Annotated in this window: 23 protein-coding genes; 10 read left to right on the top strand and 13 right to left on the bottom strand. The window is 66.8% G+C overall.

The annotated features are described in order from the left end of the window. Positions 1-34: 34 nt before the first annotated feature. The 4 genes from spoT to F3I16_RS01150 form a co-directional block, all read right to left on the bottom strand. Entirely contained in the window at positions 35-2,143 is a 2,109-nt protein-coding gene (gene spoT / locus F3I16_RS01165; protein ID WP_160491958.1) for a bifunctional GTP diphosphokinase/guanosine-3',5'-bis pyrophosphate 3'-pyrophosphohydrolase, read from the bottom strand. A 57-nt stretch (positions 2,144-2,200) separates the two neighbouring features. After that, positions 2,201-2,464, bottom strand: a complete 264-nt coding sequence (rpoZ, locus tag F3I16_RS01160; RefSeq protein ID WP_160077779.1) for a DNA-directed RNA polymerase subunit omega — start codon at positions 2,462-2,464, stop codon at positions 2,201-2,203. 105 nt (positions 2,465-2,569) lie between these two features. Further along, positions 2,570-3,190, bottom strand: coding sequence for a guanylate kinase (gene gmk / locus F3I16_RS01155; RefSeq protein WP_160491957.1), 621 nt, complete (start codon positions 3,188-3,190; stop codon positions 2,570-2,572). A 40-nt stretch (positions 3,191-3,230) separates the two neighbouring features. Continuing rightward, positions 3,231-4,094: a YicC/YloC family endoribonuclease gene (locus F3I16_RS01150; protein ID WP_160491956.1), complete on the bottom strand. Its 864-nt coding sequence runs from the start codon at positions 4,092-4,094 to the stop codon at positions 3,231-3,233. Positions 4,095-4,230: 136 nt separating this feature from the next. On the opposite strand from F3I16_RS01150, the gene rph reads away from it, so the two are divergent. The 3 genes from rph to F3I16_RS01135 all read left to right on the top strand — a co-directional run bounded on the left by rph (position 4,231) and on the right by F3I16_RS01135 (position 6,359). Continuing rightward, positions 4,231-4,950, top strand: a complete 720-nt coding sequence (rph, locus tag F3I16_RS01145; RefSeq protein WP_160491955.1) for a ribonuclease PH — start codon at positions 4,231-4,233, stop codon at positions 4,948-4,950. A gap of 27 nt (positions 4,951-4,977) precedes the next feature. Next, positions 4,978-5,346, top strand: coding sequence for a DUF4870 domain-containing protein (locus F3I16_RS01140; RefSeq protein WP_160491954.1), 369 nt, complete (start codon positions 4,978-4,980; stop codon positions 5,344-5,346). 65 nt (positions 5,347-5,411) lie between these two features. Then, a complete protein-coding gene (locus F3I16_RS01135) occupies positions 5,412-6,359 on the top strand; it encodes a DUF808 domain-containing protein (protein WP_160491953.1) in 948 nt (315 codons plus the stop codon). Between the two features lie 17 nt (positions 6,360-6,376). Here F3I16_RS01135 and F3I16_RS01130 read toward each other — a convergent pair whose 3' ends face one another. After that, positions 6,377-7,156, bottom strand: coding sequence for an exodeoxyribonuclease III (locus tag F3I16_RS01130; RefSeq protein WP_160491952.1), 780 nt, complete (start codon positions 7,154-7,156; stop codon positions 6,377-6,379). 93 nt (positions 7,157-7,249) lie between these two features. On the opposite strand from F3I16_RS01130, the gene pyrE reads away from it, so the two are divergent. Both pyrE and F3I16_RS01120 read left to right on the top strand, forming a co-directional pair. Further along, entirely contained in the window at positions 7,250-7,891 is a 642-nt protein-coding gene (pyrE, locus tag F3I16_RS01125) for an orotate phosphoribosyltransferase (RefSeq protein ID WP_160491951.1), read from the top strand. A 33-nt stretch (positions 7,892-7,924) separates the two neighbouring features. Next, positions 7,925-8,512, top strand: a complete 588-nt coding sequence (locus tag F3I16_RS01120) for a DUF4124 domain-containing protein (RefSeq protein ID WP_160491950.1) — start codon at positions 7,925-7,927, stop codon at positions 8,510-8,512. Between the two features lie 47 nt (positions 8,513-8,559). Here the strand turns inward: F3I16_RS01120 and argB are convergent, their stop codons facing one another. The 4 genes from argB to coaBC form a co-directional block, all read right to left on the bottom strand. Then, positions 8,560-9,459, bottom strand: coding sequence for an acetylglutamate kinase (gene argB / locus F3I16_RS01115; protein ID WP_160491949.1), 900 nt, complete (start codon positions 9,457-9,459; stop codon positions 8,560-8,562). Positions 9,460-9,482: 23 nt separating this feature from the next. Continuing rightward, a complete protein-coding gene (gene algC / locus F3I16_RS21040; protein ID WP_218573124.1) occupies positions 9,483-10,880 on the bottom strand; it encodes a phosphomannomutase/phosphoglucomutase in 1,398 nt (465 codons plus the stop codon). A gap of 1,216 nt (positions 10,881-12,096) precedes the next feature. Continuing rightward, complete coding sequence (gene dut / locus F3I16_RS01105) at positions 12,097-12,552, bottom strand: dUTP diphosphatase (RefSeq protein ID WP_160488203.1); 456 nt, start codon at positions 12,550-12,552, stop codon at positions 12,097-12,099. Positions 12,553-12,581: 29 nt separating this feature from the next. Next, on the bottom strand, positions 12,582-13,790 hold the full coding sequence (gene coaBC, locus F3I16_RS01100) for a bifunctional phosphopantothenoylcysteine decarboxylase/phosphopantothenate--cysteine ligase CoaBC (RefSeq protein ID WP_160491947.1): 1,209 nt from the start codon (positions 13,788-13,790) through the stop codon (positions 12,582-12,584). 204 nt (positions 13,791-13,994) lie between these two features. Here coaBC and radC point away from each other — a divergent pair, with 204 nt between their 5' ends. Continuing rightward, positions 13,995-14,669, top strand: coding sequence for a DNA repair protein RadC (gene radC / locus F3I16_RS01095; RefSeq protein ID WP_160491946.1), 675 nt, complete (start codon positions 13,995-13,997; stop codon positions 14,667-14,669). A 3-nt stretch (positions 14,670-14,672) separates the two neighbouring features. On the opposite strand, the gene F3I16_RS01090 is transcribed toward radC, so the two are convergent. After that, positions 14,673-16,247 (bottom strand): ABC transporter substrate-binding protein, encoded by a 1,575-nt coding sequence (locus F3I16_RS01090; RefSeq protein WP_160491945.1) that lies wholly within the window; start codon positions 16,245-16,247, stop codon positions 14,673-14,675. A 346-nt stretch (positions 16,248-16,593) separates the two neighbouring features. Between F3I16_RS01090 and rpmB the strand changes: the two genes are divergently transcribed. Both rpmB and rpmG read left to right on the top strand, forming a co-directional pair. Next, the gene (rpmB, locus tag F3I16_RS01085) at positions 16,594-16,830 is read left to right on the top strand and encodes a 50S ribosomal protein L28 (protein WP_039806568.1); all 237 of its coding nucleotides are present in this window, start codon (positions 16,594-16,596) and stop codon (positions 16,828-16,830) included. A 10-nt stretch (positions 16,831-16,840) separates the two neighbouring features. Beyond that, entirely contained in the window at positions 16,841-16,996 is a 156-nt protein-coding gene (gene rpmG, locus F3I16_RS01080; protein ID WP_160077807.1) for a 50S ribosomal protein L33, read from the top strand. A gap of 136 nt (positions 16,997-17,132) precedes the next feature. Here rpmG and F3I16_RS01075 read toward each other — a convergent pair whose 3' ends face one another. Together F3I16_RS01075 and F3I16_RS01070 are read right to left on the bottom strand one after the other, a co-directional pair. Further along, positions 17,133-18,347: an HDOD domain-containing protein gene (locus F3I16_RS01075; protein ID WP_160491944.1), complete on the bottom strand. Its 1,215-nt coding sequence runs from the start codon at positions 18,345-18,347 to the stop codon at positions 17,133-17,135. Positions 18,348-18,455: 108 nt separating this feature from the next. Further along, the gene (locus F3I16_RS01070; RefSeq protein ID WP_160491943.1) at positions 18,456-19,079 is read right to left on the bottom strand and encodes a TetR/AcrR family transcriptional regulator; all 624 of its coding nucleotides are present in this window, start codon (positions 19,077-19,079) and stop codon (positions 18,456-18,458) included. 92 nt (positions 19,080-19,171) lie between these two features. On the opposite strand from F3I16_RS01070, the gene F3I16_RS01065 reads away from it, so the two are divergent. Further along, complete coding sequence (locus F3I16_RS01065) at positions 19,172-19,912, top strand: SDR family oxidoreductase (RefSeq protein ID WP_160491942.1); 741 nt, start codon at positions 19,172-19,174, stop codon at positions 19,910-19,912. 165 nt (positions 19,913-20,077) lie between these two features. Further along, positions 20,078-20,671, top strand: coding sequence for a 2-hydroxychromene-2-carboxylate isomerase (locus F3I16_RS01060; RefSeq protein WP_160491941.1), 594 nt, complete (start codon positions 20,078-20,080; stop codon positions 20,669-20,671). A gap of 235 nt (positions 20,672-20,906) precedes the next feature. Here the strand turns inward: F3I16_RS01060 and gabT are convergent, their stop codons facing one another. Then, positions 20,907-22,187 (bottom strand): 4-aminobutyrate--2-oxoglutarate transaminase, encoded by a 1,281-nt coding sequence (gene gabT, locus F3I16_RS01055; protein WP_160491940.1) that lies wholly within the window; start codon positions 22,185-22,187, stop codon positions 20,907-20,909. Positions 22,188-22,234 lie beyond the last annotated feature (47 nt).

Below are 22,234 nucleotides of genomic sequence, written 5' to 3'. Positions count from 1 at the left end.
GGTTGCGCAGCCTGTTGGCTGCGGCACAAAGGGGTCAGGCGCGCATGCGGGTGATGCGGATCACGCCGGTCAAGGCACGCAGTTTCTTGATCACGCGGGCCAGGTGCACGCGGTCGTGCACGCTGACCACCAGCTGGACCACGCTGATGCGGCCATCGCGCTCGTCCATGCTGATCTTCTCGATGTTGCCGTCGGCGGCGTTCACGCTGCTGGCCAGCAGGGCGATCAGGCCGCGCTGGTGTTCCAGCTCGACACGCAGTTCGACATTGAATTCGCCGGTGACATCCTTGGCCCAGTTGAGCTGGATGCATTTTTCCGGGTTGTGGCGGATCTCGCTGATGTTCTTGCAGCTGTCCAGGTGCACCACCATGCCCTTGCCGGCCGACAGGTGGCCGACGATCGGGTCGCCGGGGATCGGCGTACAGCACTTGGCATAGCTCAGTACCAGGCCTTCGGTGCCGCGGATGGCCAGCGGGCCTTCGGCGCTCGGCAGCTGGTCGCCGCTCTCGCTGAGCAGGCGCCGCGCCACCACGTAGGCCATGCGGTTGCCCAGGCCGATGTCTTCCAGCAGGTCCTCGATGACTTCCAGGCGGTATTCGCCGAGCACCGCCTGCACCCGCTCGGCCGGCACCTTGTCGAGGTGGCTGGCGAAGCCGGTGAGCACCTTGTTCAGCAGGCGCTCGCCGAGGTTGATCGACTCCGAGCGGCGCTGCAGCTTGAGCGCATGGCGGATATGGGTGCGTGCCTTGCCGGTGACCACGAAGTTGAGCCAGGCCGGGTTAGGCCGGGCGCCGGGGGCGGTGACGATTTCCACCGTCGAGCCGCTTTCCAGGGCCTGCGACAGCGGCGCCAGGCGGCGGTTGATGCGGCAGGCGATGCAGCTGTTGCCGACGTCGGTGTGCACCGCGTAGGCGAAGTCGACCGCGGTGGAGCCTTTCGGCAGCTCCATGATGCGGCCCTTGGGCGTGAACACGTAGACCTCGTCCGGGAACAGGTCGATCTTCACGCTCTCGATGAATTCCAGCGAATTGCCGGCGCGCTGCTGCAGTTCGAGGATGCCCTTGACCCACTGCCGTGCGCGGGCATGGCTGCCCTTGGGTTGCTCGTCCTCGGCGGACTTGTACAGCCAGTGGGCGGCGATGCCGTTGTTGGCCAGCTCTTCCATCTCGCGGGTGCGGATCTGGATCTCGATCGGCACGCCGTGCATGCCGAACAGGGTGGTGTGCAGCGACTGGTAGCCGTTGGCCTTGGGGATCGCGATGTAGTCCTTGAAGCGGCCGGGCAGGGGCTTGTACAGGTTGTGCACGGCGCCGAGCACGCGGTAGCAGGTGTCGACCTTGTCGACCACGATGCGGAAGGCGTAGACGTCCATGATCTCGTTGAACGCCCGGCGCTTGCCGCGCATCTTCTTGTAGATGCTGTACAGGTGCTTCTCGCGGCCGATCACCTCGCCCTGCATGCCTTCGCGCTGCAGGCAGGCGGTGATCGATTCCTCGATCTTGTTGACGATTTCCTTGCGGTTGCCGCGGGCGCGCCTGACCGCCGTGCGGATGCGCTCGGAGCGCATCGGGTACATGGCCTTGAAGCCGAGGTCCTCGAATTCCACGCGCATGCTGTGCATGCCCAGGCGGTTGGCGATGGGTGCGTAGATTTCCAGGGTTTCCTTGGCGATGCGCCGGCGCTTCTCGCCAGCCAGCACTTCCAGGGTGCGCATGTTGTGCAGGCGGTCGGCCAGCTTGACCAGGATCACGCGGATATCGCGGGCCATGGCCATGGCCATCTTCTGGAAGTTCTCGGCCTGGGCCTCGGCCTTGGTCTCGAAATTCATCTGGGTCAGCTTGCTGACCCCGTCGACCAGTTCGGACACCGTCTCGCCGAACTGCGAGGTGAGGGCTTCCTTGGCGATGCCGGTGTCCTCGATCACGTCGTGCAGCATGGCCGCCATCAGGCTCTGATGGTCCATGTGCATGTCGGCGAGGATGCTGGCGACGGCGAGCGGGTGGGTGACGTAGGCTTCGCCGCTGCGGCGGCGCTGGCCGTCGTGGGCCTGCTCGGCGTAGAAGTAGGCGCGGCGGACCAGGTTGACCTGGTCCGGGCCGAGGTAGGTCGAAAGGCGTTCGGCGAGTGTGTCTATGCTCGGCAAGGTGGCACCCCCTGCCGCACTGGCTGACTGCGAGTCGCGCGACTTCGACCCATGGCCTTACAGAGGCTCGTTGGCCTCGTCCTCGAGGGGGGCGAAGAACGGCTCTTCCTCGACCAGGTCGTCCTGGGCGATCACGTCATAGTCGACCAGGCCGGCGGCGATTTCGCGCAGGGCGACTACGGTCGGCTTGTCGTTTTCCCACGCCACTTTCGGCTCTTTGCCGCCGGTGGCCAGCTGACGCGAGCGCTTGGTGGCGAGCATGACCAGCTCGAAGCGGTTATCGACGTTGTCCAGGCAATCTTCAACGGTAACGCGGGCCATGGTGTTCCTCGTAGCAAATGCAGATAAAGAGCTGGGCCCGGATGGGCGAGCGGACTGAATAGTCTAAAAAATCACCAGCATTAAGGGAAGCACTGATTTCCCCGCTCAGACCAGCAGTTCGCTGAGCAGGCCGGCGTGGCGCTGCTGCTGCACGTGCTGGAGCAGCTGATTGGCGCGGAAGATCGCCTTTAGGTCGGTCAGGGCGTGGGCGAAATCGTCGTTGATCAGGATGTAGTCGTACTCGACGTAGTGGCTCATCTCGCTGACCGCCTCGTGCATGCGCCGCTCGATGATCTCGCCGCTGTCCTGGCCGCGGTTGGTCAGGCGATGGCGCAAGGCCTCTTGCGTGGGCGGCAGGATGAAGATGGATTTGGCCTGGGGCATCAGCCGGCGCACCTGCTGGGCGCCCTGCCAGTCGATCTCGAGAATCAGGTCGTAGCCTTCGGCGAGGGTCTGCTCGACCCACTTCTGCGAGGTGCCGTAGAGGTTGTCGAAGACCTGGGCATGCTCGAGGAAGTCGCTGTGCTCGAGCATGGCGACGAACTTTTCGCGGCTGACGAAGTGGTAGTTGACCCCGTCCACTTCGCCCGGGCGCATGGCGCGGGTGGTGTGCGAGACGGAGACGCGGATCTGCGCCTCGCTGTCGATCAGCGCCTTGACCAGGCTGGTCTTGCCGGCGCCGGAGGGCGCGGAAACGATGTAGAGGGTGCCGGTGGTGACGGTCATGGATGCATCCTGAAAACGTTGTTCGTAGCCTAGCAGGGGCTTACTCGATGTTCTGGACCTGTTCGCGCATCTGCTCGATCAGGACTTTCAAATTGACCGCGGCCTGGGTGCTGCGCGGGTCGAAGGCCTTGGAGCCGAGGGTATTGGCCTCGCGGTTGAGTTCCTGCATGAGGAAGTCCAGGCGCCGGCCGGCGGCGCCACCGGCCTTGAGCACGCGGCGCACTTCGGCCACGTGGGTGCTCAGGCGATCCAGTTCTTCGGCCACGTCGCTCTTCTGCGCCAGCAGCACCAGCTCCTGCTCCAGGCGCTGCGGGTCCAGCTCGGCGCGCATCTCGGCGAAGCGCGCCTCGATCTTCTGCCGCTGGTTGGCCAGCATCTCCGGCACCAGTGCGCGCAACGCGGTGACTTCCGCGCCGATGCCATCCAGGCGCTCGTTGAGCAGCTTGGCCAATTCGGCACCTTCGCGGCCACGGCCGTTCTTCAGCTCGGCCAGGGCCTGGTTGAACAGGTCGAGGGCGGCGGCATTCAATGCCTGCGGGTCGGCCGCGTCGGCCACCAGCACGCCGGGCCAGGCCAGCACTTCCAGGGGATTGAGCGGCGCCGGCTGCTGGATCAGGGCGGCCACTTCCTCGGCGGCGCTGATCAGCTGGCGGGCGCGCTGGCTGTCGACCTGCAGGGGCTTGCCGGTGTTTTCCTCGGCGACGCGCAGGGTGCATTCCACCTTGCCGCGCGACAGACCCTGGCGCAGGGCCTCGCGCACCGCGCCTTCGAGGTCGCGGAAGGCATCCGGCAGGCGCAGGTGGGGTTCCAGGTAGCGGTGGTTGACCGAGCGCAGTTCCCAGCTCAGGGTGCCGTGGGCGCCGGCCCCTTCGACGCGGGCGAAGGCGGTCATGCTGTGCACCATGGGAAAACCTCTCGGATCGGAAACTGGGGCGCGGGATTGTAACGCAGAGCGACCGCCGGCCCAATCGGGCATGTCGCATGGCCGGTGGGCGCCCTATAATGCCGGCAGATTCCCGCTCCTTATCAGGTATACGCAGATGAAACGTCCCAGTGGCCGTGCCCCCTCCCAGTTGCGCTCCGTACGCATTACCCGCAACTACACCAAGCATGCCGAGGGTTCGGTACTGGTCGAGTTCGGCGATACCAAGGTCATCTGCACCGCCAGCGTCGAGTCCGGCGTGCCGCGTTTCCTCAAGGGCCAGGGTCAGGGCTGGCTGACCGCCGAATACGGCATGCTGCCGCGCGCCACCGGCGAGCGCAACGCGCGCGAGGCCAGCCGCGGCAAGCAGGGCGGGCGTACCCTGGAAATCCAGCGCCTGATCGGCCGCTCGCTGCGTGCCGCGCTGGACATGAGCAAGCTGGGCGAGAACACCATCTACATCGACTGCGACGTGATCCAGGCCGACGGCGGTACCCGTACCGCGTCCATCACCGGCGCCATGGTGGCCCTGGTCGATGCCCTGAAACTGCTGAAAAAGCGCGGCGCGCTGAAGGGCGAGCCGCTCAAGCAGATGGTCGCCGCGGTCTCCGTGGGCATGTACCAGGGCGAGCCGGTGCTCGATCTGGACTACCCGGAAGACTCCGCCGCCGAAACCGATCTCAACGTGGTGATGACCAGCGCCGGTGGCTTCATCGAGGTGCAGGGCACCGCCGAAGGTGCACCTTTCCAGCCGGAAGAGCTGAACGCCATGCTCGCCCTGGCCCAGCAGGGCATGCGCGAGCTGTTCGAGCTGCAGCTGGCGGCCCTGGCCGACTGAGTCGGCACGACGACGCGGAGGATGAGCATGGACGAGCAGAACCTGGTGCCCACGCCGAGCGCGGAGGCCCGTCAATGGGCGATGCTGTGCCACTACGCGGCCTTCTTCTGGGTCCTTGCGCCGATGATCGGCAATGTCATCGGCCCCCTGGTGGTCTGGCAGCTGAAGAAAGACCTGGATCCCTTCGTCGATCAGCAGGGCCGCGAGGCGCTGAACTTCCAGATCACCTACAGCATCGCCATGATGGTCTGCGGCGCGCTGGCCTGGGTGCTGATCGGCTTCCCGCTGATGCTGCTGGTCGGCGTGACCGCGCTGGTGCTGACCATCATCGCCGGGATCAAGGCCAACGAAGGCCAGGCCTACCGCTATCCGCTGTGCCTGCGCCTGATCAAGTGACCCCCATTCTGCCGGCTCCGCCCGGGGCCGGTTGTTTCATCCCCTGTTAAGTAAGGAAACCTGACGTGGCTGGAGCCAATCTGTTAGCCCTGCTCGATGACATCGCCAGCGTGCTGGACGATGTCTCGGTGATGACCAAGGTGGCGGCGAAGAAGACCGCTGGCGTGCTCGGCGACGACCTGGCGTTGAACGCCCAGCAGGTCACCGGGGTCAAGGCCGACCGCGAGTTGCCGGTGGTCTGGGCAGTGGCCCGCGGCTCGCTGATCAACAAGCTGATCCTGGTGCCGGCCGCGCTGCTGATCAGCGCCTTCGCGCCCTGGGCGGTGACGCCGCTGCTGATGCTCGGCGGCGCCTTCCTGTGTTTCGAGGGCTTCGAAAAGCTGGCGCACAAGTTCCTTCACAGCCAGGCCGAGGACAGCGGCCAGCATGCCGCGCATGTGCAGGCGCTGGTCGATCCGGCGGTGGACATGCAGGCCTTCGAGAAGGACAAGATCAAGGGCGCGGTGCGCACCGACTTCGTGCTGTCGGCGGAAATCATCGCCATCACCCTCGGCGTGGTGGCCAGCCAGCCGTTCCTGCAGCAGGTCACGGTGCTGTCCGGCATCGCCCTGCTGATGACCGTGGGCGTCTATGGCCTGGTCGCCGGCATCGTCAAGCTGGACGATGCCGGGCTCTACCTCAGCCGGCGCGCCAGTGCGGTGCTGCAAGCCTTCGGGCGCGGCATCCTGTGGCTGGCGCCCTGGTTGATGAAGGCGCTGTCGGTGGTCGGTACGGCGGCGATGTTCATGGTCGGCGGCGGCATCCTCACCCATGGCATTCCCGGCGCCCATGAGCTGATCCAGCACTGGGTCGAGGCCGTCGGCACTGTGCCGGGCGCGGGTGGCGTGCTGGCCGTGCTGGCGCCGACCCTGGTCGATGCCCTGTTCGGGGTGCTGGTGGGGGCGCTGGTGCTGGGCGTGGTCGGTGCGGCCGGCAAGGCCTGGGGTGCATTGCGCGGCGGAGCCGCCGGCTAGAGCGTGGAGCTGGCTGCTTAGACGCTAAGCAGCCAGTCGTAGTCGACGATCAGCGGCGCGTGCTGGGAGAAGCGCGGCTGGCGCGGCAGCTTGGCGCTGCGCACGGTGCGGCGCATGCCGGGGGTGAGCAGCTGGTAGTCGAAGCGATAGCCGAGGTTGAGCATTTCCGCCTGCTCGTTGTCCGGCCACCAGCTGAACTGGTCGCCTTCGCGGCTGACTTCGCGCAGCGCATCGACGTAGCCCATGGTGCCGATCACCTCGTCCAGCCAGGCCCGCTCGGGGGCGAGGAAGCCGGGGATCTGCTGGCAGTCGCGCCAGTTCTTCACGTCGAGCTTCTGGTGGGCCACGTACAGCGAGCCGCAGTAGATGTACTCGCGGCGCTTGCGCCGTTGCTTGTCCAGGTAGCCGGTGAAGTCGTCGATGAACTTGAACTTCTGGTTGAGGCTCTCGTCGCCACCCTGGCCCGAAGGCAGTAGCACGGTGGCGATGCTGACCTTGTCGAAGTCCGCCTGCAGGTAGCGCCCGTAACGATCCGCCATCTCGAAACCGAGGCCGTGAATCACCGCCTTCGGTTGCAGGCGGGAATACAGCGCGACACCGCCCTGCTCGGGAATCTCGCCATCGGCGGCGTAGAGGAAGTAACCATCCAGCTGGAAGGCCGGATCGTCCAGTTCGACGGAGGAGGCGCGGGTGTCTTGCAGGCAGATCACGTCGGCATTCTGGGCCTGCAGCCAGCTGAGCAAGCCGCGCTCGACCGCCCCCTGAATGCCATTCACGTTGACACTGATGATCCGCATAAATAGCCCCCAAAAACACCTGCGTGTATGATACCTGAGCTCATTCCTAATTAGCCAAATTCATAGCTACAACCGTGCCGTTCGGGGCTTTTCATGCAGGCGTACCAGCGCGAATTCATCCGTTTTGCCATCGAACGCGGCGTGCTGCGTTTCGGTGAGTTCACCCTCAAGTCCGGGCGCACCAGCCCCTATTTCTTCAATGCCGGGCTGTTCAACAGCGGCCTGGCCCTGGCCAAGCTGGGGCGCTTCTATGCGTCCGCGCTGGTCGACAGCGGCATCGACTTCGATGTGCTGTTCGGCCCGGCCTACAAGGGTATCCCGCTGGCGGCGGCGACCGCGGTGGCCCTGGCCGAGCAGCATCAGCGCGACCTGCCCTGGTGCTTCAACCGCAAGGAAGCCAAGGATCACGGCGAGGGTGGCACCCTGGTCGGCGCGCCGCTCAGCGGCCGGGTGATGATCGTCGATGACGTGATCACCGCCGGTACCGCGATCCGCGAAGTGATGCAGATCATCCAGGCCCAGGGCGCCCAGGCGGCCGGCGTGCTGATCGCGCTGAACCGCCAGGAGCGCGGCCAGGGCGAGCTGTCGGCGATCCAGGAGGTCGAACGCGACTATGGCATGCCGGTGGTCAGCATTGTCTCGCTGGAGCAGGTACTGGATTATCTGGCCGGCGATGCCGAGCTGAAGCAGCACCTGCCGGCGGTCGAGGCGTATCGCGCACAGTACGGCATCTAGCGTTCCCCATTACCAGCACAGGGTGTTCTGTTCATGCTCAAACCGGTTGCGCTGCGTTGTACGTTGTTCCTGGCCCTGGGGATGCCGATCCTGGCCGGGGCTGCGGAGATGTACCGCTATGTCGATGAGCGCGGTCTGACCGTGATCAATCGCCTCGGCGTGCCGCCCGAGTCTGTGGCCAAGGGCTATGAGGTGCTCAACGAGCAGGGCCGGGTGGTTCGCGTGGTGCCGCCGGCGCCGAACGCCGAGGAGCGCAAGCGCCTGGCCGAGGAGAAGGCCAAGGCCAAATCCGATGCCCAGCTGCTGCGCATCTACTCCGAAGTCGGTGATGTCGACCGCGCGCGTGATCGCAAGCTGGCCGAGCTGGACGGGGTGATCGGCGTGGCGCAGGGCAACCTGCAATCCCTGCGTACCCAGCAGGCCAATCTGCAGGCCAAGGCCGCCGAGCACGAGCGGGCCGGACGCGCGGTGCCCGAGCATCTGCTGGTGCAGATCGAGAATCTGAAGACCGAGCAGGCTGGGGTGGAGAAGGACATCCAGCGCTACCGCGAGGGGCGGGTCGCCGAGGAAGCGGCCTTTGCCGCGGATCGGGCGCGTCTGCTGGAGTTGCGCCAGCGCTGAGTGCCGGCCTGGCAGGTACGAGCCTGCCGGGCCGTCAGTCCGCTCGCTTACTTGCTATTGCTGATCAGCGTGCCGACACCGCTGTCGGTGAAGATTTCCAGCAGCACCGCATTGGGTACCCGGCCGTCGATGATGTGCGCGCTGGTCACGCCGCCTTGCACGGCTTCCAGGGCGCAGCGGATCTTCGGCAGCATGCCGCCGTAGATGGTGCCGTCGGCGATCAGTGCATCGACCTGCTCGGTGGAGAGCCCGGTCAACACCTCGCCCTGCTTGTCCAGCAGCCCGGCGATATTGGTCAGCAGCATCAGCTTCTCGGCCTTCAGGGCCTCGGCGACCTTGCCGGCGACCAGGTCGGCGTTGATGTTGTAGGACTCGCCGCCTTCACCCACGCCGATCGGCGCGATCACCGGGATGAAATCGCCCTGCACCAGCATGTTCAGCAGGTCGGTGTTGACGGCGGTGACTTCGCCGACATGACCGATGTCGATGATCTCCGGCTGGGTCATCTCCGGGGTCTGCCGGGTGACCTGCAGTTTCTTGGCGCGGATCAGGCCGGCGTCCTTGCCGGTCAGGCCGATGGCGCTGCCGCCGTGCTGGTTGATCAGGTTGACGATGCTCTTGTTGACCTGGCCGCCGAGGACCATCTCCACCACGTCCATGGTGGCGGTGTCGGTGACGCGCATGCCATCGATGAAGTGGCTTTCAATGCTCAGGCGCTTGAGCAGATCGCCGATCTGCGGGCCGCCGCCATGCACCACCACCGGGTTGATGCCGACCGCCTTCATCAGCACGATGTCGCGGGCGAAGCCTTCTTTCAGCTCCTCGCTTTCCATGGCGTTGCCGCCGTACTTGATCACCAGGGTCTTGCCGACGAAGCGACGGATATAGGGCAGCGCTTCGGACAGGACCTTGGCGACTTGGGTGGCGGCATCACGGTTGAGGATCATGGCGCAATGGGCTCCAGGTTGGATCAGAACGGCAGGTTGAGGTCGGGGGCGACGGTGTAGAGCTGGGCACGGAAGACTTCCTTGATCCGCTCCAGTTCCGCATCGGTCTCCGCTTCGAAGCGCAGCACCAGCACCGGCGTGGTGTTGGAGGCGCGCACCAGGCCCCAGCCCTTGGGATAGTCGACACGCACGCCGTCGAGGGTGGTCAGGTTGGCCTCGCCCCAGACGCCGTCGCTTTGCAGCTGGTCGATGAGCTGGAACTTGTTCTCGTCGGTGACGGTGATATTGATTTCCGGGGTCGAGATATCGGCCGGGAAAGCGGCGAATACCTGCTCCGCGTTGCGCTTCTCCTGGCTGAGGATCTCCAGCAGGCGCGCGGCGCTGTAGATGCCGTCGTCGAAGCCGAACCAGCGCTCCTTGAAGAAAATGTGCCCGCTCATCTCGCCGGCCAGCAGGGCGCCGGTTTCCTTCATCTTCTTCTTGATCAGCGAGTGGCCGGTCTTCCACATCACCGGACGGCCACCGTAGCCGCTGATCAGGGCGCCCAGGCGCCGGGTGCACTTGACGTCATAGATGATGTCGGCGCCGGGATTGCGCGACACCACGTCCTTGGCGAACAGCATCATCAGGCGGTCGGGGAAGACCATGTTGCCGGCGTTGGTCACCACGCCGACGCGGTCGCCGTCGCCGTCGAAGGCCAGGCCCAGGTCGGCGCCCTCGGCCTTGACCCGGGCGATCAGGTCGACCAGGTTTTCCGGCTTGCCCGGGTCCGGGTGGTGGTTGGGGAAGTTGCCGTCGACCTCGCAGAACAGCGGGATCACCGTGCAGCCGAGGGCCTCGATCAGTTGCGGGGCGATCACCCCGGCCACGCCGTTGCCGCAGTCGACCACCACCTTGAGCGGTTTGGCGATGGCGATGTCGCCGACGATCTGCTTGAAGTAGGGCGCCAGAATGTCGACCTGTTCGACGCTGCCGACGCCGCTGGCCAGCTCGTTGTTGTCGATGCGCGCCTTCAGCGCCTGGATCTGCTCGTTGGCCTGGGTGTCGCCGGCGATGACGATCTTGAAGCCGTTGTAGTCCGGCGGGTTGTGGCTGCCGGTGAGCATGACCCCGGACTTGCCTTTGAGCACGTGGGTGGCGAAGTACAGCGCGGGGGTCGGCACCATGCCGACGTCGCTGACCTGGCAGCCGCAATCGAGCAGGCCCTGGATCAGTTGCTGGACCAGCTGCGGGCCGGACAGGCGGCCATCACGGCCGACGGCCACGCAGGGCTCGCCCTTGGCCAGGCTCTCGGAGCCGATGGCGCGGCCGATCCAGTAGGCCGCCTCGGTGGTCAGGGTGTCGCCGACCACGCCGCGGATGTCGTAGGCGCGGAAGATGCTGGCGGGCAGCTTCGGTGGGGTTTGCTGGGCACTGTCCATTGATGTTTGCTCCAATCCCAGGAGGTCCTGGTCTTCGTCGAGAATGTCGATATCGAGGATATCGGTGTCTTGGAACGGCGATTCGGCCGGCCGGGCCGGTCTGTTCGCGAGTTCCGCCTTGGCAGTAGCGGGTGGACTGCCGGCCTCGTCGGGCGAGGCTTCTTGTTTGCGGCGCGGCAGGCGCGCCAGGGTCTGGGCCAGGCCGTCGAGGGCGGTCAGGCTCAGGCTGAAGGCTTTGACCGACTTGCCATTGGACAGCTCCTGGAGCATCTGCCCGAGCTGGCGCACATCGTTGCGCAGGCGACTCTGCAGCTGGCTGTGCAGCAGGGCCAGGCCGCACAGGGCGCCGACGGCGGCGAGCAGGGCGGCCAGGCCCAGCAGGACGGGCGACAGTGCCGGTGCCTGCAGGTTCGGCCCCGGGGCGAAGCTGAGCGTCCAGTTCGGGTTGCCGCTGGCGAACGTTTGGGCGCTTTCGCTGGTCGGCTCGCCGCGGGTGCTGAGCAGCTGGGCGGCGGTGTCGCCGAACTGCTGGCTGAGCTGCATCTGGCCGATGCCAGCCGGCAGCGCGGGCAGGCTGTTGAGCAGGCGTTCGAGGTCGACCACCAGCAGCAGGGTGCCCTGTAGCTGGCTCTGGTCGGCGCTGCGCAGCGCCGCGGCGCTGTACACCAGCCAGCGCTCGCCGATCCGGTAGGCCTCGGCTGCCGGCACCTGGCCATTTTCCAGGCGGCGCAGCAGGTCCAGGGCGGCAAAGTTCATCGGCCCGTTGCGGCCGATATCCAGGCTGGCCCGGCCCGGGGCATTGAGGTGCACGTCGACCACGCCCTGCCAGTGCTGCTGGCTGCGCTCGGCGGCAGCGATCAGGCTGCGGTCGCCGCTGCGCAGGGCTTCGAGCAGCGCCGGGTTGCCGGCGACGGCCTGGGTGTCGGCCTGCAGCTGTTGCAGGGCGTGTTGCAGGGCGCTGGCCTGGCTGCTGCCCCAGGCCTGGACCAGCTGCTGTTGCTGCTGGCGGTCGCTGCCGTTCAGGCTGAGCCAGAGCAGCAGGGCGGCAGCCAGCAGCCCGCCGAGGGCGACCAGCGCCCCCGGCAGCAGGGCCTGGCGGCTGGTGCCTGGTGCCGGTGCCGCGGGGCTGACCGGAATCGGGCTGGCGTCATCCTTGGCAGTGCGCTTGAACAGTTTCACGCAGTGTCTCCTGAGCAGTTCGTCCGGGTATGGCGGGTCAGTGGCTGCCGGAATGGCCGAAGCCGCCGGCGCCGCGCTGGCTTTCGTCGAACTGTTCGACCAGCTCGAAGTGCGCCTGCACCACCGGCACCAGCACCAGCTGGGCGATGCGTTCGCCCACGGCGATGGTGAACGGGGTCTGCCCGCGGTTCCAGCAGGACACCATCAGCTCGCCCTGGTAGTCCGAGTCGATCAGACCGACCAGGTTGCCCAGCACGATGCCGTGCTTATGGCCCAGGCCCGAGCGCGGCAGGATCAGCGCGGCCAGGCCCGGGTCGCCGATGTAGATCGACAGGCCGCTGGGGATCAGCAGGGTCTGCCCGGGCTCCAGCACGGTGTCCTGCTGCAGCATGGCGCGCAGGTCGAGGCCGGCCGAGCCGGGGGTGGCGTACTGCGGCAGGGGGAAGTCGCTGCCCAGGCGCGGGTCGAGAATCTTGGCTTGCAAAGCGTGCATGGCGGGCCCTGTGAACGGTCGGAAATGGATCAGGCGCGGGTCAGGCGCTCGGCGATGAAGCTCACCAGCTGGCGGGCGATCTTGCCCTTGCTGGTCTGGGCGAAACTGGTCGCCTGCAGCTCGCGGTCGATGATGGTGATGGCGTTTTCCTCGCTGTTGAAGCCGATGCTGGGGTTGGCCACGTCATTGGCGACGATCAGGTCGAGGTTCTTGTCCTGCAGCTTGCGCGCCGCATAGCCGAGCAGGTTCTCGGTTTCTGCCGCGAAGCCCACGCTGAACGGGCGGTCTGCCCGGCCGGCGAGAGTGGCGAGGATATCCGGGTTGCGCACCAGCTGCAGGAGCAGGCCGTCGCCGGTGCTGGGGTCTTTCTTCATTTTGTGCGCGGCGACCACTTCCGGGCGGTAGTCGGCGACCGCCGCGGAGGCGATCAGCAGGTCGCAGGGCATCGCGGCCTCGCAGGCGGCGAGCATGTCGCGGGCGCTGATCACGTCGATGCGGCTGACCCGGTCCGGGGTCGGCAGGTGCACCGGGCCGCTGATCAGGGTGACCCTGGCGCCGGCCTCGACCGCGGCTTCGGCCAGGGCGAAGCCCATCTTGCCGGAGCTGTGGTTGGTGATGTAGCGCACCGGGTCGATGTTTTCCTGGGTCGGCCCGGCGGTGATCAGCACGTGCTTGCCGCTCAGGCTGTAGCGCTGGAAGCAGTCGGCGGCGCGCTGGGCCAGTTCTTCGGCTTCGAGCATGCGGCCGGGGCCGACGTCGCCGCAGGCCTGGCTGCCGGCGGCCGGGCCGAACAGGCGCAGGCCGCGGCTTGCCAGCAGTTGCGCATTGGCCTGGGTGGCCGGGTCGCGCCACATGGCCTGGTTCATCGCCGGGGCCAGGGCCACGGTGGCATCGGTGGCCAGCACCAGGGTGGTCAGCAGATCGTCGGCCACGCCCTGGGCCAGGCGCGCCATCAGGTCGGCGGTGGCCGGGGCGATCAGCACCAGATCGGCCCACTTGGCCAATTCGATATGGCCCATGGCGGCTTCGGCGGCCGGGTCGAGCAGGTCCAGGCTGACCGGGTGGCCGGATAGCGCCTGCAGGGTCAGCGGGGTGATGAATTCGCGCCCGCCGCGGGTCATTACCACGCGAACTTCGGCGCCCTGGTCGCGCAGGCGACGCACCAGTTCGGCACTCTTGTAGGCGGCAATGCCGCCGCCGACGCCGAGGACAATGCGTTTCCGATAAAGCCGCTGCATAGGCCTGCCTTGATCAGTAGGGTTGTGTGGAGTGCTGGCGGCGTTGGCGTTCCCTCCCCAGGGCCAGGCATCGGCGATGGGCGCCGCGGTGCTGCCGAGGTCGCTACTGCCCGCCGATTTGCCAGGCAAACGCCGCGAAAAAGCCGGGCTAAGATAGCACAGGGCCCGCGCCGGAACAGCGGGCCGGCTCGACAGGGAGGTGTCATGAGTATTCGCGACTGGCCCGCGGCGGAACGCCCGCGGGAGAAGCTTCTGGAGATGGGCGCGGCGGCCCTGACCGACGCCGAATTGCTGGCGATTTTCCTGCGCACCGGGGTCACCGGGCAAAGCGCGGTGGACCTGGCCCGGCATCTGCTGCAGGACTTCGGCAGCCTGCGCGCGCTGCTCGAGGCCGATTTGGCCTGCTTCAGCCGGCGCCTGGGCCTGGGCCCGGCCAAATATGCGCAGCTGCAGGCGGTGCTGGAGATGGGCCGGCGCCACCTGGCCGAGCGGCTCAAGCGCGAGTCGGCGCTGGAAAGCCCGCAGGCGGTGCGCGACTACCTCAAGGCGCGCCTGCGCCACGAGCCCCACGAGGTATTCGGCTGCCTGTTTCTCGATGCCAAGCACCGGGTGATCGAGTTCGAGGCGCTGTTCCACGGCAGCATCGACGGCGCCAGCGTCTATCCGCGCCAGGTGGTCAAGCGGGCCCTGGCGCACAACGCGGCCGCGGCGATCCTGGTGCACAACCATCCGTCCGGGGTGGCCGAGCCCAGCCAGGCCGATCGCATGCTCACCGGGCGCCTCAAGGAAGCGCTGGCGCTGATCGAGGTGCGCGTGCTCGACCACTTCATCGTCGGCGATGGCGAGCCGTTGTCCCTGGCCGAATACGGCTGGCTGTAGCGCTCAGTCGAGCCGCACCTTGGCAAAATCCTGGCGGCCGAAGGGGTTGACCCGATAGCCCTGCACGTTGCTGCGCAGCAGGGCGAAGGCGGTCGGGTGGGCCAGCGGCAGCCACAGCGCCTGTTCCTGGATGATCGTCTGGGCCTGCTGGTACAGGCCGCTGCGCGCCGTCTGCTCGGCGCTGAGCTTGCCGGCGGCGATCAGCTTGTCCAGCTGCGGGTCGCAGAAACGGGCGAAGTTCAGCCCGGACTGCAGCGAGGCGCAGGAAAACTGCGGGGTGAGGAAGTTGTCCGGATCGCCATTGTCGCCGGCCCAGCCCATGAACAGCAGGTCATGCTCGCCGGCCTTGGCGCGCTTGATCAGCTCGCCCCATTCGATCACGCGGATCTCGGCGCGGATGCCGACCTTGGCCAGGTCGGCCTGCAGCAGTTGCGCACCGAGGCTGGGGTTGGGGTTGAGCAGGCTGCCCGACGGGCGGGTCCAGAGCGTCGTGCTGAAACCCTCCGCCAGCCCGGCTTCGGCCAGCAGCGCCTTGGCCTTGGCCGGGTCATGGGAGTAGCCGGGCAGGTCTTTGGCGTAGCTCCAGGTGGTCGGCGGGTACGGGCCGCTGGCCGGCGTGGCGCTGCCCTCGAACACCGCCTGGAGGTAGCTGGCCTTGTCGAAGGCCAGGTTGATCGCCTGGCGCACCTGCGGCTTGTCCAGCGGCGGGTGCTGGCTGTTGAAGGCGACGAAGGCGGTCATGAAGGCCGGCGTCTCGCTGATCCGCAGGGCCGGGTCCTGGCGCGCCGCCTGCACATCCAGCGGTTTGGGCGACAGGGCGATCTGGCACTCGCCGCGGCGCAGCTTCTGCAGGCGCACGTTGGCGTCCGGGGTGATGGCGAAGATCAGGCCGTCCACCGCGGGCTTGCCGGCGAAGTAGTCCGGATTGGCCGTGTAGCGCACCACGGCATCCTTCTGGAAGCGCTTGAGGATGAACGGACCGGTGCCGACCGGCGCGCTGTTGAGCTTCTCCGGCGTGCCGGCCTGGAGCAGCTGCGCGGCATATTCGGCCGAGTAGATGGAGGCGAAGCCCATGCTCAGGGTGGCGAGAAAGGTGGCGTCCGCCTGGTTGAGGGTGAAGCGCACCTGCAACGGGGTCGGCGCCTCGACGTGCTTGATCAGCGCCGGCAGCTGCATCGACTGGGCGTGCGGGTAGCCGCCGGGCGCGCTCTTGTGCCAGGGATGGGCGGGCTCGAGCATGCGCCGGAAGCTGAACAGCACGTCCTCGGCGTTCAGCTCGCGGCCCGGGCTGAACCACTCGGTGCGCTGGAATTTCACTCCGGGGCGCAGCTGGAAGTCCCACACCAGACCGTCGGCCGATACCGTCCAGCTGCTGGCCAGGCTCGGCTGCAGCTGGCCGCTGGTGGCATCGAATTCGACCAGGCGGTTCATCAGCACGTCGGCCGAGGCATTGGTGGTGGTCAGCGCGTTGTACTGCACCACGTCGAAACCATCCGGGCTGGCCTCGGTGCAGACGCTGAGCACGGCGGCCTGGCTCAGCAGCGGGGCGAACAGCAGGGGCAGGGCGGCAAGGCGCATGGGCGGGATCTCCGTGGGACAATGGGGCGGCAAGGGTCTACCCTAGACCAAGGGTCGGAGCGGGACAATCGGCAAGCGGCGACGAGCGGTAAAGCCGGCGCGGCCCTGCAAACCCGCCGCAGAGCGCGCCGTCCCGGGTCACCCCGCGGCCGGAAAGACAGGCTCAACCTTGCGAGTGCCAGGGTGTTCTGGTATAAAGCAGCGCTCTTTTCTAGGGGCCCGCCTCCTGCGCAAGCAGACAAGCGCGGTAAGACCCCCGAGAAACGTGGCGCTGAGCGCCAAATGACTATTGAGTTCAAGCGGCCAACCCATGCCGGGTTGGGCATGTGGTTTAGAGGGCTGAGGCATGTCGAGAGTCTGTCAAGTTACCGGTAAGGGTCCGGTAACCGGGAACAATATTTCCCACGCAAACAACAAAACCCGTCGTCGTTTCCTGCCGAACCTGCAGCATCACCGCTTCTGGGTCGAGTCCGAGAAGCGTTTCGTGCGTCTGCGCGTTTCCGCCAAGGGCATGCGTATCATCGACAAGCGCGGCATTGACGTAGTGCTGTCCGAGCTGCGCGCTCGCGGCGAAAAGGTCTAAGGAGCAAATCATGCGTGAACTGATCCGTTTGGTGTCAAGCGCCGGTACCGGCCACTTCTACACCACCGACAAGAACAAGCGCACCACCCCGGACAAGATCGAGATCAAGAAATTTGATCCGACCATCCGCAAGCACGTGATCTACAAGGAAGCCAAGATCAAGTAATTGATCGGCGACCACGAAAAAACCCGCCTTCTGGCGGGTTTTTTCATGCCTGCAGAAAAGTGCCGGCGGCTGGCACTCGCTGCCCGGTTCGGGCCATGGCGTTCTTCTGGCGGATGCGGCGCAGCGGCGCTGGCGCCTAGTCGCGCCTGAGCAGGCTCGCCGGCACCTGCCCGAGCAGTGCGGCGGGCAGCCGCAGCATGCTCGCCGCGCGGCACTGGGCGGCCTGTTCGGGCCCCTGGTCGGCCGGCAGGGCGAGCAGTTCGGCGCTGAGGTTGAGGACCAGCGCCTCGCGCGAGAACACCCCGTTGCCCAGGCCGTAGTACGCGGCGATCAGCTCGCGCAGGCCGAAGGGCAGGCGCCAGCGGATGCGCAGGGCCGAGCCATAGCTGGCGGCACGCTGGCGCAGGGCGCTGTCGATCTGTTCGCTGCTCAGTTCGCCGCCGGCATCCAGCCAGTCCTGCAGGCTGCGCAGCAGGGCCAGTTCGCCGATGTTGTGCAGCAGGCCGGCGGTGTAGCACAGCTCGGCATCCAGGCCCAGGCGCCCGGCCAGCCAGAAGGCCAGTTCGGCGCTGTGCTGGGCCTGTTGCCCGGTGTGCCCGGCCAGCTCGCTCAGGCGCGGGTCCTGCAGGCGGGCGTTGCGCTGGATGGCCAGGCCCAGCACCAGGTTCAGGCTGCGCGCCACGCCTAGCCGGTGCAGCGACTGGGCCAGGGTCTGGCTGGCGGCGCCGCGGTGTTCCGCCGCGCTGTTGGCGGCGGCGATCAGGCGCGCGGTGATCTGCGGGTCGCGGGCGAACTCCTGCTCCAGCTCGCCCAGGCTCGCCTCGCTGGCCTGCAGGCTGCGGGCCACGGCGTCGCGCAGGTCGCCGAGCAGCGGCGCGCCCTGGCCGGCCTCGCGGACGTCATCGAGGTATTGGTTGAGGTCGCTGACCAGCAGTGCCGGCGGGTAGGTCGGGGCCGGCCCCGTGCCTTGCAGCAGGCCCTGCAGGCGCTGGCGCAGCAGTTCGGCATTGAACGGTTTGGCCAGGTAGGCGGTGGGCGCCAGCGGCAGGGCGGCGCGCACGCTGCGGGCATCGGTATGCCGGCTGATCAGGATGAACGGCAGCGCCGGGGTGCGCGGATGGCGGCGCACCTGGCGCAGCAGTTCGACGCCGTCGAGGACGGCCAGTTCGCCATCGGCGATCACCAGGTCCGGCAGCTTGCGCCGGCAGCGGGCCAGGGCCGCCTGGCCATCGGCAACCGTGGTGACCACGGCATCGCGGCGCACATCCAGCACCAACTGGGCCAGCAGGTCGGCTGTCCAGGGGTTCGCTTCGGCAATCAGGATCTCCGGAGCGGCAACCGGGGCAGTCATGGAAACCTCAACGACAGTGGCGGAATAAGGACAGGCGAGCGGCGCACGGGCGCTACCGCTCGCCCGCAGGAGCGGGGCAATCCGCAGATTGTTGATTGCCGCGACAGGTTATCCCTGCGACGTCTGGATGGCGATAGCCGCCGCCGGGGTTTCGTCACTTTCCGGCCCGGGCGGGGCGCGACCTACTGTCGCAGCGAGCAGCGCCTTGCTGGCCTCCAGCACTTCGGCCTGGCGCGGCTCCGTGGCCAGCATGCGCGCCACCACCAGCGCGCCGACGCACTGGGCGAGGATGGCCCAGGCCAGCTCGCCACTGCCCAGCACTTCGGCCCAGGCCTGCTGCAGGCGCACCAACCAGTGCTCGGCCTGCTCGCGCACGCGGATATCGGCGCGGGCGATCTCGGCACCCAGGGTGGGGATGGCGCAGCCACTGTCCGGATGCTGCACGTGGGCCAGGCTCAGGTAGCGCTCCAGGCAGCGCTGCAGTTTGGCGCGACTGGCTTCAGCACTGTCACCGAGCAGCGCCACGCTGTGGCTCAGCTCGCGCTCGACGATGGCGCTGAACAGGTCGTTCTTCGACGGAAAGTGACTGTAGAAGGCTCCGCCGGTCAGGCCGATCGCCTTCATCAGGCTGTCCACGCCGGCTGCGGAAAAACCGCCCTGCTTGGCGATGGCACCGCTGCTGTGCAACAGCTTTTCGCGGGTCTGGGCCTTGTGCTCGGGCGAATAGCGCATGGGAGTCTCCGCTGCTAAACCTGCTTGACGATGGGGGCGAGCGTAGCATAACGTCCGTTTAGCTAACGATCGTTTAGTAAAGGATGAAAGCCATGAACACGCAGAACAACGACAACAAAGTGGTACTGGTGATCGGCGCCGGCGACGCCACCGGCGGGGCGATTGCCAAGCGCTTCGCCCGCGAAGGCTATATCGCCTGCGTGACCCGGCGCAGCGCCGACAAACTGCAGCCGCTGGTCGATGAGATCCGCGCCGCCGGCGGCCAGGCCCATGGCTTCGCCTCGGATGCGCGCAAGGAGGAGGAGGTCGCCGCGCTGGTCGAGCAGATCGAGAGCACCATCGGTCCGATCGAGGCCTTCGTCTTCAACATCGGCGCCAACGTGCCGTGCAGCATCCTCGAGGAGACCGCGCGCAAGTACTTCAAGATCTGGGAAATGGCCTGCTTCTCCGCCTTCCTCACCGCCCAGGCGGTGGCGCGGCGCATGGTCACCCGCGGCTGCGGCACCATCCTGTTCACCGGCGCCACCGCCGGCCTGCGCGGCGCCTCGCACTTCGCCGCCTTCGCCGGCGCCAAGCACGGCGTACGCGCTCTGGCGCAGAGCATGGCGCGCGAGCTGGGCCCGTTGAACATCCACGTCGGCCATGTGGTGGTGGATGGCGCCATCGACACCGCCTTCATCCGCGACAGCTTCCCCGAGCGCTACGCGCTGAAGGAGCAGGATGGCATCCTCAACCCCGAGCATATCGCCGACAGCTACTGGTTCCTGCATGCCCAGCCGCGCGATGCCTGGACCTTCGAACTGGATCTGCGCCCCTGGATGGAAAAGTGGTGACCTGCATCGACCCGCTGCGCGGCGCCCAGGCGTTGTTGGCGAAGCGCTGCGGAATGCTCATTGGCAGCAGCCAACTGCGCGTTCTCCCCACTTCGCCGCCTAGCCTGAGCGCCGCTCGCTGGGGCGCGAAAACTCGTTAAAACAAGCACATGAGAGAATTCATTGATGAGCAAATCCGTCGAGTTCTACTTCGACTTCGGCAGCCCCACCACCTACCTGGCCTGGACCCAGCTACCGGCGATCTGTGCCGCGGCGGATGCCGAGCTGGTGTACAAGCCCATGCTGCTCGGTGGCGTGTTCCAGGCGACGAAAAACGCCTCGCCGATCACCATCCCCAGCAAGGGCCGCTTCATGATCCAGGACCTGCAGCGCTTCGCCCGCCGCTACCAGGTGCCGATGCAGTTCAACCCGCACTTCCCGATCAACACTCTGGGCCTGATGCGCGGTGCAGTGGCCGTGCAACTGCGCATGCCGGAGCGTTTCGACGCCTATCTGAGCGCAATCTTCAAAGCCATGTGGGGCGATGCGCTGAACCTCGGCGACCCTGCCGTACTCGGTACGGTATTGGCCAAGGCCGGCTTCGATGCGCAGCAACTGCTGGCGCTGACGAGCGAGCAGGAGGTCAAGGACCAGCTCAAGGCCACCACCGAAGAAGCGGTGAAGCGCGGCGTGTTCGGCGCGCCGAGCATGTTCGTCGGCAACGAGCTGTTCTTCGGTCAGGACCGCCTGGACTTCGTCGCGGAAGCCCTGGCCGCTTGAGTGGAGGTGCGCGGCTGAAGCCGCTCCTACGGGAGCGCGGGAGCCCGCTGCACATGCGTAGGAGCGGCTTCAGCCGCGAAAGAGATTCGCTTTTGCGACTGAATCCGCCTCACTAAAGCCAGAAAGCAGGCAAAAAAAGACCCGCTTGCGCGGGTCTCGAAGAAACGCCTGGCCTGGTGAGCCTCAGGCGGATTCGGTGAGGCTTCCAGCGGGACCGGAAGCCTCGGCAGAGCAGTTACGCTAGTTCGTCGAAGCATTCGGCGACGATGGCAATGCCCTTTTCCAGCTGGGCATCGGGGATGGTGACCGGCATCAGGAAGCGGATGACGTTGTAGTAGGTGCCGCAGGACAGCAGGATCAGGCCCTTGTCGCGGGCACGAGCGACGATCTTGCCAACCAGCTCGGCCGCCGGCTTGGCGTGATCGCCGTTCTCGAACAGTTCGATGGCGACCATCGAACCCAGGCCGCGCACGTCACCGATCACCTTGTGCTTGGCGGCGATCTCACGCAGGCCGGCCTTGAGCTTCTCGCCCACGGCCTGGCTGCGCTCCAGCAGCTTCTCTTCGTCGAACACTTTCAGCACGGCCAGGGCCGCGGCGCAGGCGATCGGGCTGCCGGCATAGGTGCCGCCCAGGCCGCCGGGAGCGATGGCGTCCATGATTTCGGCCTTGCCGCACACGCCGGAGATCGGGAAACCGCCGCCGACCGATTTGGCGAAGGTGGTCAGGTCCGGGACGATGCCCAGCTGCTCGGTGGCGAAGAAGGTGCCGGTACGGCCGGCGCCGGTCTGTACTTCGTCGGCGATCAGCAGGATGCCGTGCTGGTCGCACAGGGCGCGCAGGCGCTTCATGAAGGCCGGCGAGTTGACGTAGAAACCACCTTCGCCCTGGACCGGCTCGATGATGATGGCGGCCACGTCGCTCGGCTGCGCGTCGTTCTTGAAGATGCGCTCGATGCTGGCGATCGACTCGTCTTCGCTGATGCCGTGCAGTTCGCACGGCGCCAGGGCGCGGAACACGCCGCCCGGCATCAGGCCCATGCCGGCGGAGTAGGGCACGACTTTACCGGTCAGGCTCAGGGTCATCATGGTGCGGCCGTGGTAGGCGCCGGTGAAGGCGATCACGCCGGCACGGCCGGTGGCGGCGCGGGCGATCTTCACGGCGTTCTCGACCGCTTCGGAGCCGGAGGTGACCAGCAGGGTCTTCTTGGCGAAGTTGCCCGGCACACGCTTGGCGATTTCTTCACAGAGCTCGATGTAGGGCTCGTAGGCCAGCACCTGGAAGCAGGTGTGCGACAGCTTGGTCAGCTGCTCCTGTACGGCGGCCACCACTTTCGGGTGCAGGTGGCCGGTGTTGAGCACGGCGATACCGCCGGCGAAGTCGATGAACTCGCGGCCTTCGACGTCCCACACGGTGGCGTTCTCGGCGCGCTCGGCGACGATCGGGTGGATTTGACCTACACCGCGCGGAACAGCGGCAGCACGGCGTTGCAGAATGGATTCGTTGGTCTTGCTCATGGTTTCCTCATCGGCCGCTGGATTGATGCGGCTTGGTCCAAGGATGA

Source organism: Pseudomonas sp. L-22-4S-12 (genome assembly GCF_009799935.1).
GTDB lineage: Bacteria > Pseudomonadota > Gammaproteobacteria > Pseudomonadales > Pseudomonadaceae > Aquipseudomonas.
Note: the sequence above shows the minus strand (reverse complement) of the source record. Positions and strands in the feature narration are given on the sequence as shown.